Below are 14,629 nucleotides of genomic sequence, written 5' to 3' on the forward strand. Positions count from 1 at the left end.
CACCGTCTAGAACACCGGCGACAATCACCCTCGGAGGCCGCCGCGCAAAACTGAATTGACCCCGAAGGGCCGCCCTGTCAAGGTTGTTAACGACCGATCTGAGCGGGGTTCCGGATGTTTGTCGATCCGGCGATGCTGCGTTCCGGGGCGGCGGATACCCATAGCGCCGGCGCACACGCCCAGGCCGGGGCGACGCTGCTAAACCAGACCTCCGTAGCAGCGGGCATTTTCGGCGGCTTCGGCGCCGCGGACGTCTTCCACAACGCGATCTCCGCAGCCCACACCGAGCACATCACCACCCTCAGTGGCCACCGCCGGACCCTGGCCGACGTCGGCGACAAAGCCCACCATGCCGCGCGCGAGTTCACCGGCATGGATCAGCGCAACGCAGCCCAGCTTCGTGCGGTGCGGTGCAACTCCAGCACATAAACCCGGCGCTGCTGACCGAAGCCGCCGGCGGCGACCCGTGGCAGGTCAACAACACGCTGCAAAGCGGTAACCCGGCTGTCATCGACGAGCTGGCGCAGGCCTTCCACGACGCCGGGTCCTGCACCGCCGAGGCCAGTGCCGCGTTCGCCCAAGCCCGCCAACGCTTTCAGGCCGCCTGGAACCGGGAGAACGGCGACCACCCGATCAACGACTCCGCCGAAGTCCAGCGCGCCACCAATACCTTGCATCTGCAGCAGACCCAGCTGGCCGCGATCGGCACCGATCTGGAAACCATCGCCGCCGCGCTGGCCGAGGCCCAGAAGGCGGCGGCTGCGAAGATCAACGCGCTGCAGATCCAGCTCCAAGACATCGACAATCGCATCGGCATGTCCCAGCAGGCGCAGCTCGACACCTCCGAACTGGAGCAGGTGGCGATCGACGACACCGCTGGCATCCTGCATCAACTCGAAAAGCTCCGCGACGACTACGCCGCAGTCCTACAAGACGCCACCAGCAAACTGCTCTCCAATGGCTACGAGCCGGCACCGCTGCACGGCTACGACGGCGACGGGCAACCCACCCAAGACCAACAAGCCGGTCGCGCTGCCGATGCCTACGGCACTACCGAGCGTGATCGCGACCAGCAATTGGTGGACAGTGCGGGCGAGATGACGCCCGAGAAGGCTGCAGCGGCCGCGCGGCTGCGGGACTACGCCACCGCTACCGACCCGGCCGCCGATCCGCAGGCCCGGCGCCTGGCCGGCGAGCGCCTCGACGACTACCGAATGGCCAACTTCATCGGCCCGCTGCCGATGGACCCGGTCCTGGGTGGAGAGGCTCGAACCCGCGCCCAAACACGGCTGGAGCTGCAGAAGGATCTCGAACGGGGGATGGCCGACGGCCGAGCTTTCACCCCGGATCAGGCCACCCAGCTACTCGACACCGCGGAACAGAATGCCCGAGTCATCGTGACCCGGCAGGCAATCGACGCCCTCGTCCGAAACGGCGGGATGTCGCACCAAGGCGCGACGCAACTCGTCGGCGACATCGCGCGAGGCCGAGTTGGCCACATCCTGCGGGATGGCGGCGACGCCGCGGGGATCTCTGCCAGTGCCGGCAAGGCGGCCCTCAACGCGTTTGCCGACAAGGTTCCCACCGGAAAGCATTGGGCACCGGGGGTTGCTTACAGCGCGGAAGACATCGCCGCGATCAAGAATCTGTCGAAGCGCATGGGCTTCGCCGGCAACGTGCTCGGGTCCGCCGTCGGATTCTACGACGTGTTCGTCGACCACAAGCCGTTCGTGGACACCGCGGCCACAAGCGCGGGGGGTTTCGGAGGCGGAATCGCAGGTGCAGAATTGGGGGCCTCCGTTGGTGCCCTCGCCGGGCCAGTGGGCGCTTTCGTTGGCGCACTGGCCTTCGGGGTTGTCGGTTCGGTGTCTGGAGAGAAGGTCATGGAAAACCTCCTCGAGCTGGCGAGGAATTGACGTGCGAGCGGTGCGACGTTTAGCGTTAAAATCGTGAACCCGGTCGCGGGCTTTGCCAGCATGGATCAGCTGGTTGCGTTCGTGGGCGCCCTTGTCTGCGCAATAATAGCCTTTATTCCGGACTCGTCTGACCGCGAAAATCTAAGCCGAAATAGACGGATCTTCTGGGGAGCCACTGGCGCAGCAATGGTATTCGCATTCCTCGGTCTGCTGCCCGACTGGAGATATAGCCTCGAAGCAGCGTTCGCGGTTGGCGCTCTGTTCTTCCTCCTTGCGTTCCGGGATACGCCTTACATTAAGGTCCGCGGAAAGGTATACGCATGGTGGAGATCTGACCGCCTGGCGGAATCCGATGAGCAAAACGAGGAACCAGGCCACGATCCGATTCCCGACTCATACACTGGTTCGTCTACCGCCAATCAAACCTGGTGGATGACGATCGGAGCTTATGCGATATGCATGTTCGTGATCTACGACGACTTCGTCGCGCATAACATTCACTTTGCCGGAATTCCGGCGGCCATCATTTTTATATATGTGCCACTCTACTTTGGCTACTGGGATGCGAGTTGGGACTACCCGATAGCCCGCGGACAGCTAGCGCAATTAGCTACCTTGACTATCATGACGGCGGGAATCTTCGCAGCGCTCTATTTCCCCGGATTCTACGCCGGAAAGCGCTGGCCGCGACGCCCCAAGAGATCCATGGAGTACCGGATACATCCCCGTCACTGGAAGCAGGACAACGGTGACGACCCCTAGATCTTCGCTTCCCGCCCCTCCCAGTACGGGTCCCGCAATTTCCGCTTGTACAGCTTGCCGTTGGGGTCGCGCGGCATTTCGGCGATGTAGTCAATGCTCTTGGGCAGCTTGAACTTCGCCAACCGCGCGCTCGCGTACTCCATCAGCTCCGCAGTCAGCGCGTCGTCGCCCACCACCCCCTCGGCGGGCTGCACGACAGCCTTGATCGACTCGCCCCAGTCCTCATCGGGCACCCCGAACACCGCGACGTCGAGCACCTTCGGGTGCATGATCAGCTCGTTCTCGATCTCGGCCGGGTAGACGTTGACCCCGCCGGAGATGATCATGTTGGTCTTGCGGTCCTGCAGGTACAGGTAGCCCTCGTCGTCGAGGTAGCCGACGTCGCCGACGGTGAACAGGTCACCGGCGCGGTTCTCCTGGGTCTTCTTCTCGTCGTTGTGGTAGGCGAAGCTGGATCCGCCCATCTGCATGTAGACAGTGCCGACCTCACCGGGCGGCAGTTCGTTGCCGTCGTCGTCGAGCACCTTGACCACCGAATACGGCCAGGCCTTGCCTACCGAGCCGGGGTGAGCCAGCCACTCCTCGCCGCTGATCTTGGTGCCGCCGCCCTCGGTGGCGGCGTAGTACTCGGTGATCACCGGACCCCACCAGTCCAGCATCTGGCGCTTGACCTCGGGCGGGCACGGTGCTGCACCGTGGATGACGTTGCGCAGCGAGGACACGTCGTAGCGTTCCCGCACCTGCACCGGCAGCGCCAGCAGCCGGCGGAACTGGGTCGGCACCATGTGGCTGTGGGTCACCCGGTGCTCAGCGATCAGGGAAAGCATCTCCTCGGGGTCCCACTTGTCCATCAGCACCACCTTGTGGCCCAGTTGGATGGAGATGGCCGAGAAGTTCAGCACCGCAGTGTGATACAGCGGCGAACCACAGATGTGCACATGGTTGTCGAACGGCGCCAGGTCATACAGCGCGAAGAAGCCCGCGGAGGCAACCGGCACCGCGTCGGGGTCGGCTCCGGTCAGCGGGCGCTTGACGCCCTTGGGCTTGCCGGTGGTGCCGGAGGTGTAGAGCATCGCCGCGCCCATGGTGCGGACATCGGGGCGACCCTCCTCGCCGGCGCCCAGCGCCGACAGCGGGGTGAAGCCCTCGATGTCGCCGACGGCGAACCGGCGGTCGGCGGCCAACCCGGCCTCGTCCGCGGCGGTCTTCGACGCTTCGGCGAACCGCTCATGGGCGACAAGAGCTTTGGCGCCGCTGTCGGAGAGGATGTAGCCGATCTCCGGGCCGGTCAGATGCCAGTTGATCGCGACGATGTACAGCCCGGTCTGCATGGCCGCGAAGTACACCGCCAGCGTGTCGACGATGTTGGGCAGCACCATCACCAGCACATCGCCGGGCTCCAGGCCCAGCGCCTGCAGGCCGCGGCCGTAGCGGTCGGCGCGGGCAGCCAACTCACCGTAGGTCAGCTGACCACCCAGCACGTCGACCACCGCGGCGGCGTCGGGGGTGTCACGGGCGATGTTCCACAGGCCGGCTTCGCTCATCCGGCCAATCTAGAACGTGTTCTAGTCCGGGTGCAAGGCGAGGCGCCAACACGCAGGCGGCGCTACGCCGACGTGCCGGCCCGGATCGCCCTCAGCATGTAGTTGGTGGCTACGACGTGAAGCCCGGTACCGATAACGAGGGCACGGTAAGCGCGGCCATGGAGCCCGGGGAACGACGCATAGCTGTGGGCGTGTACCAGGCTGCCGCCGCCGGGGGCGTCGGTGATCTCGAAGACGAGCCGATAGCGCGAGAACCGGTGTCGCCCAACCAAAACGATGCGCCGCTGCGGTGTGCTCTCGGCGATCGCAAAGCCGGCGCGGGGCTTTGGGCCGAGCACTACCAGCAGCGGATTGCGTTCGACGCTGCGCAGCAAAGACGCCGTATACCGCTGCAGGGCGGTCCATACCAGCACTCGTGGCGCATGGACCGCCACCGTGTGCTCGTCGATGTACGGCAGTTCGTCGTCCATGTCGCGTCCTCCCACAGTCGAGACGGGTGGTCAACCCCTCACTGCGGTAGACGATCCAGCGCCGTCGGTTGTGACAGCAGACCCTGTCACCGGCGAACTGACGAGCGCCGGGCCCGAACTCAGATCAGCGACGCCAGCTGCTGAACCTGTGCGGTGTCGCGCGCGGTGACCACCATCATCGTTACCCCGGCGGCCTCCCACACTTTGATTTGCTTACGGACGTAGTCGATGTCGCCGACGATCACGGCGTCGTCGACCAGCTCGTCCGGAATGACCTTGGCCGCCTCATCCTTGCGATCCGAGCGGAACAGCTTGGTGACGTCGTCGACGACCTCGGAGTAGCCCATCCGGCGGTAGACCTCGGCGTGGAAGTTGGTGTCCTCAGACCCCATACCGCCCATGTAGAGCGCCAGGTAGGGCTTGATGCCGGCGAACGCCGCGGCACGGTCGTCGGTGATGACCACCTGCGCGGTCGCGCAGATCTCGAAGTCCGCACGACTACGCCGCGCTCCGGGCCGGGCGAAGCCCTCGTCCAGCCACTCGTTGTACATGTCGGCCAGCCGGGGGGCGTAGAAGATCGGCAGCCAGCCATCGGCGATCTCGGCGGCCAGCGCGACGTTCTTGGGTCCTTCGGCACCCAGCATCACCGGAATGTCGGCACGCCGCGGGTGGGTGATCGGTTTCAAAGCCTTGCCCAGCCCGGTGGTGCCCTCACCGGAAAGCGGCAGCGGGTAGTGCGGGCCGGCGCTGGTCACCGGGGCCTCGCGGGCCCACACCTGGCGCAGGATGTCGATGTACTCGCGGGTGCGCGCCAGCGGCTTGCCGAAGCGCTGGCCGTACCAGCCCTCCACCACCTGCGGCCCGGAGACGCCGAGGCCGAGGATGTGCCGGCCGCCGGAGAGGTGATCCAGCGTCAGGGCAGCCATCGCGCACGCGGTCGGAGTACGCGCGCTCAACTGCACCACCGAAGTGCCCAGCCGCACCCGCGACGTCGACGAGCCCCACCATGCCAACGGCGTGTAGGCGTCGGAGCCCCAGGCCTCCGCGGTGAAGATCGCGTCGAAGCCGGCGTCCTCGGCCGCGGTCACCAGTTCCGCGTGGTTGGCTGGCGGCTGCGCGCCCCAATATCCCAGTTGCAGTCCCAGCTTCATCCTTGGCTCCTTGCTCGCATGCTTGCCACCATTGTTAGAACCTGTTCTACTCGATGCCGTGACTGCCAGCCAAAGCAACCGCGCGCAGATCGATGAGCACGAGCCACCCCTTTCTGCGCCGCTGAAGTTGTCCTTCGACTACACACGTTCAGTCGGCCCTACCCTCGGCGCATTCTTCACCGCTCTGCGTGAGCGCCGCATCGTCGGCGTCCGAGGTTCCGACGGTCGGGTGTACGTGCCGCCCGTCGAATACGACCCGGTCAGCTACGAACAGCTCACCGAGATCGTACCGGTGGCCAGTGTCGGCACGGTGGTGTCGTGGACCTGGCAGCCGGCCCCACTGCAGGGCCAGCCGCTGGACACGCCGTTCGCCTGGGCGCTGATCAAGCTCGACGGCGCCGACGTGCCGTTGCTGCACGCAGTGGCGGCGGACAGCCCCAAAGCGATCACGACCGGCACCCGGGTGCACGTGCACTGGGCCGACGAGCCCGTCGGAGCGATCACCGACATCGCCTACTTCGAGATCGGTGAGGACGCCGAGCCGGTAACGCAGACCACCGACGACCGGGACCCGGTAACCATGGTGGTGATCCCGTCCAGCCTCGAGATCCAGCACACCGCCTCGCTCCCGGAGAGCGCATATCTGCGCGCCCTGCAGGACGGCAAGCTGCTCGGGGCGCGCACCGGCACCGAGGGCAAGCTGTACTTCCCGCCCAAAGAAGCCGATCCGGCCACCGGCCTGCCATTGGACAACTTCGTCGAGCTGCCCGACAAGGGCACGGTGACCACGTTCGCCATCATCAACATCCCGTTCGCCGGGCAGCGCATCAAGCCGCCGTATGTGGCGGCCTACGTGCTGCTCGACGGCGCCGACATCCCGTTCCTGCACCTGGTGTCCGACATCGACGCCCACGAGGTGCGGATGGGCATGCGCGTTGAGGCGGTGTGGAAGCCCCGCGAGGAGTGGGGCCTGGGCATCGACAACATCGAATACTTCCGGCCTACCGGCGAGCCGGACGCCGACTACGACACCTACAAGCACCACCTGTAAGGGGAACTCGGGAAGATGAGCACTCGCGATGTCGCGGTGGTGGGCTTTGCCCACGCCCCGCACGTCCGCCGCACCGACGGCACCACCAACGGCGTCGAAATGCTGATGCCGTGTTTCGCACAGCTCTACCGTGATCTGGGCATCGAACGGGCCGACATCGGCTTCTGGTGTTCCGGTTCCTCGGATTACCTTGCCGGACGGGCCTTCTCGTTCATCTCGGCGATCGACTCGATCGGCGCGGTTCCGCCGATCAACGAGTCGCACGTGGAGATGGACGGCGCCTGGGCGCTGTACGAGGCCTACATCAAGATCCTCACCGGGGAGGTCGACACCGCGCTGGCCTACGGATTCGGGAAGTCCTCGGCCGGGCAGCTGCGCCGGGTCCTGGCGCTGCAGACCGATCCTTACAGCGTCGCGCCGCTGTGGCCGGACTCGGTGTCGATCGCCGGGCTGCAGGCCCGGCTCGGGCTCGACGGCGGCCAGTGGACCGCCGAGCAGATGGCGCGGGTGGCACTGGATTCGTTCGCGGTCGCCGACCGGGTCGATTCGGTGGAGTCGGCCACCAGTCTCGATGAACTGCTGGACCGACCGTTCTTCGCCGACCCGCTGCGCCGGCACGACATCGCGCCGATCACCGACGGCGCCGCCGCGATCGTCCTGGCCGCCGGCGACAAGGCCCGCGAACTGTGCGAAAACCCGGCCTGGATCACCGGTTTCGAGCACCGCATCGAGTCGCCGGTGCTCGGCAGCCGGGACCTGACCCGTTCACCGTCGACCACCGCGTCGGCGCGCGCGGCGAGCGGCGACGACATTCCCGCGGTCGACGTCGCCGAGATCCATGCACCGTTCACCCACCAGCACTTGATCCTGACCGAGTCGATGCGGCTGCCGTCGCGCGCGAAGGTGAATCCGTCGGGTGGCGCGCTGGCGGCCAATCCGATGTTCGTCGCCGGGCTGGAGCGGATCGGTTTCGCCGCCCAGCACATCTTCAATGGCTCGGCGGGCCGGGTGCTGGCGCACGCCACCAGCGGGCCTGCGCTGCAGCAGAATCTGGTCGCCGTGATGGAAGGACGCAACTGATGGGTCAACTGGCTGCGGTGCTGGGCACTGGGCAGACCAAGTACGTCGCCAAACGCCAGGACGTCTCGATGAACGGCCTGGTGCGTGAGGCCATCGACCGCGCGCTGGCCGACTCGGGCTCGACGTTCGACGACATCGACGCGGTTGTGGTCGGCAAGGCGCCGGACTTCTTCGAAGGCGTCATGATGCCGGAGCTGTTCATGGCCGACGCCGTGGGCGCCACCGGCAAGCCGCTGATCCGGGTGCACACCGCCGGTTCGGTGGGCGGGTCGACCGCGGTCGTGGCGGCCAGCCTGGTGAAGTCCGGCAAGTACCGGCGCGTGCTCGCGATGGCGTGGGAGAAGCAGTCGGAGTCCAATGCCATGTGGGCGTTGAGCATTCCGGTGCCGTTCACCAAGCCGGTGGGTGCCGGCGCCGGCGGCTACTTCGCCCCGCACGTGCGCGCCTACATCCGTCGTTCCGGCGCGCCGACCGACATCGGCGCAATGGTCGCGGTCAAAGACCGGCTCAACGGTGCCCGCAACCCGCTCGCGCACCTGCACCAACCCGACATCACCGTCGAGAAGGTGATGGCGTCCCAGATGCTGTGGGACCCGATCCGTTTCGACGAGACCTGCCCGTCCTCGGACGGCGCATGCGCGGTCGTGATCGGCTCTGAAGACGCAGCGGACGCGCGCATCAATGCCGGTGAGCCGGTGGCCTGGATTCACGCCACCGCGTTGCGCACCGAACCGCTGGCTTACGCCGGTCGCGACCAGGTCAATCCGCAGGCCGGCCGCGACGCTGCGGCCGCACTGTGGCGCGACGCCGGGATCACCAGCCCGATCGACGAGATCGACGCGGCGGAGATCTACGTGCCGTTCTCCTGGTTCGAGCCTATGTGGCTGGAGAACTTGGGTTTTGCACCGGTCGGCGAGGGCTGGAAGCTCACCCAGGCCGGTGAGACCGCGATCGGCGGGCGGCTGCCGGTGAACCCCTCCGGCGGGGTGCTGTCCTCCAACCCGATCGGCGCCTCAGGGATGATCCGGTTCGCCGAATCGGCGATCCAGGTGATGGGCAAGGCCGGTGACCACCAGGTTCCGAACGCCCGCAAGGCGTTGGGGCACGCCTATGGCGGCGGCTCGCAGTACTACTCGATGTGGGTGGTCGGCAGCGAGAAGCCCGGCACACCTTCCGCATGATGAAATACACCCTCAGCGTGGCGATGGGGCCAGTCGAGGAACTGGTCGCGCTGGCGCAATGCGCCGAGGAGGTGGGTTTCGACGCGATCGCACTGCCCGACTCGCTGTTCTTCATGGAGAAGGCTGCCGCGGACTACCCCTACACCCCGGACGGCTCGCGGATGTGGAACGCCGACACCCCGTGGGTGGATCCACTGATCGCCGCCGCCGCGATGGGAGCGGTCACCTCGACGCTGCGGTTCTACACCAACGTGCTCAAGCTGGGGTCGCGCAATCCGCTGCTGCTGGCCCGTCAGGTCGGCTCGGTGGCCAACCTGACCGGGAACCGGTTCGGTCTGGGTGTCGGAATCGGCTGGGCGCCGGAGGAATTCGAGTGGTGCGGGGTTCCGTACGCTCGCCGCGGCGCCCGGGTCGACGAGATGATCGACGTCATCAAACTCGTGCTGGCCGGTGGGATGGTCGAATTCCACGGCGAGTTCTACGACTTCGACCGGTTGCAGATGAGCCCGGCGCCCAGCGCGCCGGTGCCGTTCTACGTGGGCGGGCACACCGACGTCGCACTCAAGCGTGCGGCCCGGATCGGCGACGGCTGGACGTCGGCGATGATGACCGGCGCGCAGCTGGCCGAGACCATCGGCAAGCTCCAGGCGCTGCTGGCCGAACACGACCGCGCCGACGTGCCGTTCGAGTACCAGGCGGTCTGTATCGACAAGTTCGGCGTGGACGGGCACCGTGAGTTGGCCGCAACCGGCGTCACCGACAACATTGTGATCCCCTGGATGCTCGACGGATTGGGCTTCGACGCGCCGCTGGCCGCCAAGCAGGATTCGCTGAAACGTTTCGCCGACACCTACATCCACTCCGGCTGGCAGGAGAAGTAATGAATACTGATCACCCCGCCCACATCGCAGGCCAACGCTCCCGCGACGCGGTGGCGGCCCGCGACAAGGAGGCCTGGCTGTCGGTATTCGCCGACGACGCCATCGTCGAGGACCCGATCGGCCCGTCGCCGTTCGACCCGGACGGCAAGGGCCACCGCGGCCGCGACGCGATCTCGGCGTTCTGGGACAAGGCGATCGCCCCAACCGACAAGATCGAGTTCAACTTCGTCGACACCTTCCAGTGCGGCAACGAGGAAGCCAACACCGGAAACATCACGATCACCATGGGAGACCACCAGATCGTCACCGAGGGAGTGTTCACCTACCGGGCCAACGAGCAGGGTGAGCTCGTCGCACTGCGCGCCTACTGGGAACTGGAGCGGGCCGCCAAGACCGCCCGCAAGATCTAGATCGGCTCCAGCCCGTCGCGGTAGCGCTGCGCCAGGTCCTGGTAGTACTTCGGGTTCGCGTTGATCCACATCTCGGCGCCGGTTCCGGCGAGCGGGCCCTTGACGACGGCGGGCGCACCGGTCACCAGGACCCCGTCCGGGATCTTGGTACCGGCGAGCACCGTGGCACCGGCCGCGATCAGACTGCGGCTGCCGATGACCGCACCGTCGAGCACCGTGGCGTGGTTGCCGATCAGCGCCTCGGCGCCCACGTGCGCCCCGTGGATCAGGCACATGTGCGCCACGGTCGCACCGGGGCCGATGTCCACCGGAACACCGGGCGGCACGTGCAACACCGAGCCGTCCTGCACGTTGGCACCCTCCCGCACCACAATGGGGGCATCGTCGCCGCGCAGCACGGCACCGAACCACACTGAGGCGCCGGCCTCGATGGTGACGTCGCCGATCAAGGTGGCGGTCGGTGCGACGAACGCGGTGGGGTCGATCCGCGGAGAACGCCCGTTGAAGGAGAAGAGCTGCATTGTTCAGATATACCTCAGGGCCGAAAGACCCCGAACCAGCAGGCTTTATTGCGAAACCCCGGAGAAAAACTGTAACGTGTTCTAGTTAGAAGCAACGGGTTGGAGGCAACAGGTGAGCACTGACAACGCCGAGGTCGGCGTCCGCGAAATCGACACGGGGACACTGCCGGATCGTTACGCCAGGGGCTGGCACTGCCTTGGCCCGGTGAAGGACTTCCGGGACGGCAAACCGCACGCCATCCACGCGTTCGGCGCCAAGCTGGTGGTGTTCGCCGACTCGCAGGGTGACCTGCACGTCTTGGACGCCTACTGCCGCCACATGGGCGGTGACCTGAGTCGCGGCACCATCAAGGGCGACGAGGTCGCCTGCCCGTTCCACGACTGGCGTTGGGGCGGCGACGGCCGCTGCAAGCTGGTCCCCTACTCCAAGCGGACGCCGCGGGTGGCCCGCACCCGCTCGTTCCCGACCGACGTGCGCGGCGGTTTGCTGTTCATGTGGCACGACCCGGAGGGCAACCCGCCGCCGGACGAGGTGCGGATCCCGGAGATCCCGGAGTGGTCCAGCGGAGAGTGGACCGACTGGCGCTGGAATTCCATGGTGATCGATTCGAACTGCCGCGACATCATCGACAACGTCACCGACTTCGCGCACTTCTTCTACATCCACTACGGCCTGCCGACGTCGTTCAAGAACGTATTCGAAGGCCACATCGCCTCGCAGTACCTGCACAACGTCGGGCGTCCCGACGTTCCCGGGCTGGGCACCAGCTATGCCGGTGCCGAGCTGGATTCGGAGGCGTCCTACTTCGGGCCGTCGTTCATGATCAACTGGCTGCACAACAGCTACAGCGGTTTCAAGTCCGAGTCTATCCTGATCAACTGCCACTACCCGATCAGCCACGACCAGTTCAAGCTGATGTGGGGTGTGATCGTGCAGAAGCCCAAGGGCCTGGACGACGAGACCACCGAGAAGCTCGCCGAGGTGATGACCGAAGGCGTCAGCAAGGGCTTCCTGCAGGACGTCGAGATCTGGACGCACAAGAGCCGGATCGAGAACCCGCTGCTGGTCGAGGAGGACGGTGCGGTCTACCAGCTGCGCCGTTGGTACTCGCAGTTCTACGTCGACGTCGCCGACGTCACCCCGGAGATGACCGACCGCTTCGAGATCGAGATCGACGCGACGGTGGCCAACGAGAAGTGGAACGCCGAGGTCGCCGAGAACCTGCGGGAACAGGCCGAGGCAGACGCCGACACCGTCAAGGCCGAGTAACACCGCCATGGCCCCGGAGGAACGCGGCGTCCCGGGCGTTGAAGACCTGGCTCGGTCCATGCTGATGCTCTACGGCCCGCATGACGACCACGACGACGAGCCCGGTGCCGGCGATCCCGGTCCTGACACCCGGTACGCGCGGCAACCGCTGTTCCCGGTTGATCCGGCGCGCTATGAAGCGATACGTGCTGCGACCCAACGGGACTCGGACCGCTACCTGCATTCCGGCCTGGTTCCGGTGGAATGCCGGCACTGCCGCGCCACCGTCGAGGTGAAGAAGCTGGGACCCGGATACACCTCGGTGCAGTGGAACTCGGCTTCGTTGCAGCAGTGCGCGTACTTCGCCGCCGAACGCGAAGCCGGCAACCCGAGCAGCCGCGCTCGCGGCTGCCCGAACCTGACGAAGAGCATTCGGCACGCCGTCGCCGAGGGGCACCTGGAGGAGACTTCCAGCGCCCCGCCCCCCGGCGACGGCGACTGAGCGCACCGGCTCACAACCCGGCGAAGCGCTCCCGGACCTGCTCGGTGGTCAGGCCGTAATCCTCCAGCGAGTAATGGTGTTTGGGCGCGCGCGGTCCGGTCTTGCTCGCGGCGTAGTCGTCGGCCATCGCCTGACGTGCGGCATCCGAGAGCGGCAGCCCGAAGCGTTCGTAGATGCCGGCCGCGGTGGCCACCGGATCGGCGACGAACTCGTGGTAGTCGATATCGCAGAACTGGGCCTGATCGTATTGGCGGCGTTGGCTGTTGAACAGCTCCAACCCGCGAGCCCAGGTCTCCATCTCGTCGGCGCCGATCTGCGCGCCGACAAAGGTGTTCGACTGGCCTTCGGTGGTGTGCTGGGCCAGTGAGCACATCGACGCCAGGATGGTCTCAACCGGCCGGTGGCACTGCACGATGAGCGCATCGGGGTAGACGGCCATGATCGCGTCCAGGGCGAACAGGTGACTGGGATTCTTGAGCACCCACCGCTTGTCCGGGTCGTTGAGCCCGATCAGTTGCAGGTTGCGGCGGTGCCGCTGATACGACGGCGTCCAATCCTGCTCGGAAAGCCAGCGCGAATAGCTCGGCAGGTGCGCCAGGGTCTCATAGGACACCGAGTGCAGCGACTGGCGCAGCAACTGCCAGCACTCCTCCAGACCATCGGCGGTCATGAAGTGCAGCCCGGTGTAATCGGGGTTTTCTTCGTGGTGCCGGGCGAACTGAGCCTGCATCTGGGCGAAGACCGGATTGGTCTCCCAGGTCTCGCGTGGCGGCCGGGGCTGCGGGAACTCGGCCAGCCACATCTCCAGGCCCTGATGGGCCGGATCGGCGCCCAGCAGCCGGTGCAGCGCGGTGGTGCCGGTGCGGGGCAGCCCAGTGACGAAAATCGGCCGCTCGATGGCGACGTCGGCGTATTCGGGATGCTGCTTCCACCCGGCCTGCGACAGCAGCCGGGCCACCAGCGCCCCGCGCAGGAAGAACCGGTTCATCTTGCTACCCAGCTCGGTGAGGTCGGCCTCGTTGCGGTAGGAGTCCAGCAGCACGCCGAGAGCTTCGCGGTAGTTGTCGTCGTCGGGTCCGAAGTCGTCGAGACCGACCATCTTGGTGGCCGAGGCGTGTAGATCTTCGACGGTGCCGACATCGGTGCGTGCTGTCATCAGTTGTGGTACTCCCCGCAGTTGACGTCGAGGACCTGGCCGCTGATGCCGCTGGCCAGATCGCTGGCCAGGAACAGCACCGCCGAGGCCACCTCGTCCTCGGTGGGCAGGCGCTTCAGGTCGGAGTTCGCGGCGGTGGCGGCGTAGATCTGCTCCACGGTGGTGCCGTACTTGCCGGCCTGGTGGGCGAAGTAGCTCTGCAATGTCTCGCCCCAGATATAGCCGGGCGCAACGGAGTTGACCCGGATGCCCTGCTCCCCGAGTTCGGAGGCCAACGACTGCGACATCGCCAGCAACGCGGCCTTGGCCATCTTGTAGGCGCCGTACTTGGGCTGCGAGTGCCGGATCACCATCGAGTTCAGGTTGACAATCGAGCCGTGGGCCTCGGCCAGAGCCGGCGTGAACGCCTGGGTCAGGCGCAGTGCGCCGAGCCCACTGAGCTCGATGGCGTCTCGAATGTGCTGAAAGGTGGTCTGCGCCAGCGGCTTCATCGACGGCACCCGGAAGGCGTTGTTGATCAGCACGTCGATGTGGTCATACTCGGCCGACGCCACCTGCACCAGGTTGGCGACCTGGTGCTGGTGGCCCGCAGTGCGGATCGTCTCGAGGAGGTGGCTAAAGAGGTCACCGCCACCGGGCGGCGGGCACTGGCGGTGCCGGCCGACATCACCGACGACGACCAGGTCGCCAACCTGGTGCAGGTGGCGTCGGCCGAGTATGACCACATCGACGTGCTGATCAACAACGCCTTCCGG

The 14,629-nt window shown here is 66.4% G+C and carries 16 protein-coding genes and 1 pseudogene; 11 read left to right on the plus strand and 6 right to left on the minus strand.

The annotated features are described in order from the left end of the window. Positions 1-114 precede the first annotated feature (114 nt). From A5694_RS11330 to A5694_RS23675, 3 genes are read left to right on the plus strand one after another with little or no spacing between them, the layout of a single operon-like run. Positions 115-429: a DUF2563 family protein gene (locus A5694_RS11330; protein WP_064921934.1), complete on the plus strand. Its 315-nt coding sequence runs from the start codon at positions 115-117 to the stop codon at positions 427-429. Beyond that, on the plus strand, positions 411-1,916 hold the full coding sequence (locus tag A5694_RS11335; RefSeq protein ID WP_064921935.1) for a hypothetical protein: 1,506 nt from the start codon (positions 411-413) through the stop codon (positions 1,914-1,916). The genes A5694_RS11330 and A5694_RS11335 overlap by 19 nt, the downstream gene beginning before the upstream one ends. Positions 1,917-1,949: 33 nt before the next feature. Then, positions 1,950-2,678 (plus strand): hypothetical protein, encoded by a 729-nt coding sequence (locus A5694_RS23675; RefSeq protein ID WP_125224769.1) that lies wholly within the window; start codon positions 1,950-1,952, stop codon positions 2,676-2,678. Here A5694_RS23675 and A5694_RS11345 read toward each other — a convergent pair. The 3 genes from A5694_RS11345 to A5694_RS11355 form a co-directional block, all read right to left on the minus strand. After that, positions 2,675-4,222: an acyl-CoA synthetase gene (locus A5694_RS11345; RefSeq protein ID WP_064921936.1), complete on the minus strand. Its 1,548-nt coding sequence runs from the start codon at positions 4,220-4,222 to the stop codon at positions 2,675-2,677. The two genes, A5694_RS23675 and A5694_RS11345, sit on opposite strands and share 4 nt — an antisense overlap. Before the next feature lie 62 nt (positions 4,223-4,284). Then, positions 4,285-4,692 (minus strand): hypothetical protein, encoded by a 408-nt coding sequence (locus A5694_RS11350; protein WP_064921937.1) that lies wholly within the window; start codon positions 4,690-4,692, stop codon positions 4,285-4,287. A 119-nt stretch (positions 4,693-4,811) separates the two neighbouring features. After that, entirely contained in the window at positions 4,812-5,843 is a 1,032-nt protein-coding gene (locus A5694_RS11355) for an LLM class F420-dependent oxidoreductase (RefSeq protein ID WP_064921938.1), read from the minus strand. A 58-nt stretch (positions 5,844-5,901) separates the two neighbouring features. Here A5694_RS11355 and A5694_RS11360 point away from each other — a divergent pair, with 58 nt between their 5' ends. From A5694_RS11360 to A5694_RS11380, 5 genes are read left to right on the plus strand one after another with little or no spacing between them, the layout of a single operon-like run. Next, positions 5,902-6,894 carry a Zn-ribbon domain-containing OB-fold protein gene (locus A5694_RS11360; protein ID WP_064921939.1) on the plus strand — a complete coding sequence of 331 codons (993 nt, stop codon included), beginning with the start codon at positions 5,902-5,904 and terminating at the stop codon, positions 6,892-6,894. 15 nt (positions 6,895-6,909) lie between these two features. Further along, complete coding sequence (locus tag A5694_RS11365) at positions 6,910-7,974, plus strand: thiolase domain-containing protein (RefSeq protein ID WP_064921940.1); 1,065 nt, start codon at positions 6,910-6,912, stop codon at positions 7,972-7,974. Beyond that, positions 7,971-9,155: a thiolase domain-containing protein gene (locus A5694_RS11370; protein WP_165604279.1), complete on the plus strand. Its 1,185-nt coding sequence runs from the start codon at positions 7,971-7,973 to the stop codon at positions 9,153-9,155. Before A5694_RS11365 ends, A5694_RS11370 begins: the two co-directional genes overlap by 4 nt. Next, entirely contained in the window at positions 9,155-10,036 is an 882-nt protein-coding gene (locus tag A5694_RS11375) for a TIGR03619 family F420-dependent LLM class oxidoreductase (RefSeq protein ID WP_064921942.1), read from the plus strand. The genes A5694_RS11370 and A5694_RS11375 overlap by 1 nt, the downstream gene beginning before the upstream one ends. Beyond that, positions 10,036-10,446, plus strand: coding sequence for a nuclear transport factor 2 family protein (locus A5694_RS11380; protein ID WP_064921943.1), 411 nt, complete (start codon positions 10,036-10,038; stop codon positions 10,444-10,446). The genes A5694_RS11375 and A5694_RS11380 overlap by 1 nt, the downstream gene beginning before the upstream one ends. On the opposite strand, the gene A5694_RS11385 is transcribed toward A5694_RS11380, so the two are convergent. Beyond that, complete coding sequence (locus A5694_RS11385) at positions 10,443-10,967, minus strand: gamma carbonic anhydrase family protein (protein ID WP_064921944.1); 525 nt, start codon at positions 10,965-10,967, stop codon at positions 10,443-10,445. The two genes, A5694_RS11380 and A5694_RS11385, sit on opposite strands and share 4 nt — an antisense overlap. A 112-nt stretch (positions 10,968-11,079) precedes the next feature. Between A5694_RS11385 and A5694_RS11390 the strand changes: the two genes are divergently transcribed. Together A5694_RS11390 and A5694_RS11395 are read left to right on the plus strand one after the other, a co-directional pair. Then, the gene (locus A5694_RS11390; RefSeq protein WP_064921945.1) at positions 11,080-12,237 is read left to right on the plus strand and encodes a Rieske 2Fe-2S domain-containing protein; all 1,158 of its coding nucleotides are present in this window, start codon (positions 11,080-11,082) and stop codon (positions 12,235-12,237) included. A gap of 7 nt (positions 12,238-12,244) precedes the next feature. Then, the gene (locus tag A5694_RS11395) at positions 12,245-12,718 is read left to right on the plus strand and encodes a hypothetical protein (RefSeq protein ID WP_064921946.1); all 474 of its coding nucleotides are present in this window, start codon (positions 12,245-12,247) and stop codon (positions 12,716-12,718) included. Positions 12,719-12,728: 10 nt separating this feature from the next. Here the strand turns inward: A5694_RS11395 and A5694_RS11400 are convergent, their stop codons facing one another. Together A5694_RS11400 and A5694_RS11405 are read right to left on the minus strand one after the other, a co-directional pair. Further along, the gene (locus A5694_RS11400) at positions 12,729-13,874 is read right to left on the minus strand and encodes a sulfotransferase family protein (protein WP_064921947.1); all 1,146 of its coding nucleotides are present in this window, start codon (positions 13,872-13,874) and stop codon (positions 12,729-12,731) included. Continuing rightward, positions 13,874-14,446: pseudogene (locus tag A5694_RS11405) on the minus strand (SDR family oxidoreductase); the annotation flags it as partial. The pseudogene A5694_RS11405 and the gene A5694_RS11400, both read right to left, overlap by 1 nt. On the opposite strand from A5694_RS11405, the gene A5694_RS22565 reads away from it, so the two are divergent. Next, positions 14,405-14,629 (plus strand): SDR family NAD(P)-dependent oxidoreductase (locus A5694_RS22565; RefSeq protein WP_428844273.1); only part of this gene is annotated, 225 nt, incomplete at its 3' end. The pseudogene A5694_RS11405 and the gene A5694_RS22565 overlap by 42 nt on opposite strands.

The sequence above is a fragment of the Mycolicibacter sinensis genome, from assembly GCF_001667945.1.
In the GTDB taxonomy this organism is placed as follows: Bacteria; Actinomycetota; Actinomycetes; order Mycobacteriales; family Mycobacteriaceae; genus Mycobacterium; species Mycobacterium sinense_B.

Bases quoted from the DNA above. Each gene is read 5' to 3' on its own strand.
- A5694_RS11355 (WP_064921938.1), bottom strand. From the start codon at position 5,843: ATGAAGCTGGGACTGCAACTGGGATATTGGGGCGCGCAGCCGCCAGCC.
- A5694_RS11365 (WP_064921940.1), top strand. From the start codon at position 6,910: ATGAGCACTCGCGATGTCGCGGTGGTGGGCTTTGCCCACGCCCCGCAC.
- A5694_RS11385 (WP_064921944.1), bottom strand. From the start codon at position 10,967: ATGCAGCTCTTCTCCTTCAACGGGCGTTCTCCGCGGATCGACCCCACC.
- A5694_RS11375 (WP_064921942.1), top strand. From the start codon at position 9,155: ATGAAATACACCCTCAGCGTGGCGATGGGGCCAGTCGAGGAACTGGTC.
- A5694_RS11380 (WP_064921943.1), top strand. From the start codon at position 10,036: ATGAATACTGATCACCCCGCCCACATCGCAGGCCAACGCTCCCGCGAC.
- A5694_RS11400 (WP_064921947.1), bottom strand. From the start codon at position 13,874: ATGACAGCACGCACCGATGTCGGCACCGTCGAAGATCTACACGCCTCG.
- A5694_RS11330 (WP_064921934.1), top strand. From the start codon at position 115: ATGTTTGTCGATCCGGCGATGCTGCGTTCCGGGGCGGCGGATACCCAT.
- A5694_RS11350 (WP_064921937.1), bottom strand. From the start codon at position 4,692: ATGGACGACGAACTGCCGTACATCGACGAGCACACGGTGGCGGTCCAT.
- A5694_RS11395 (WP_064921946.1), top strand. From the start codon at position 12,245: ATGGCCCCGGAGGAACGCGGCGTCCCGGGCGTTGAAGACCTGGCTCGG.
- A5694_RS11345 (WP_064921936.1), bottom strand. From the start codon at position 4,222: ATGAGCGAAGCCGGCCTGTGGAACATCGCCCGTGACACCCCCGACGCC.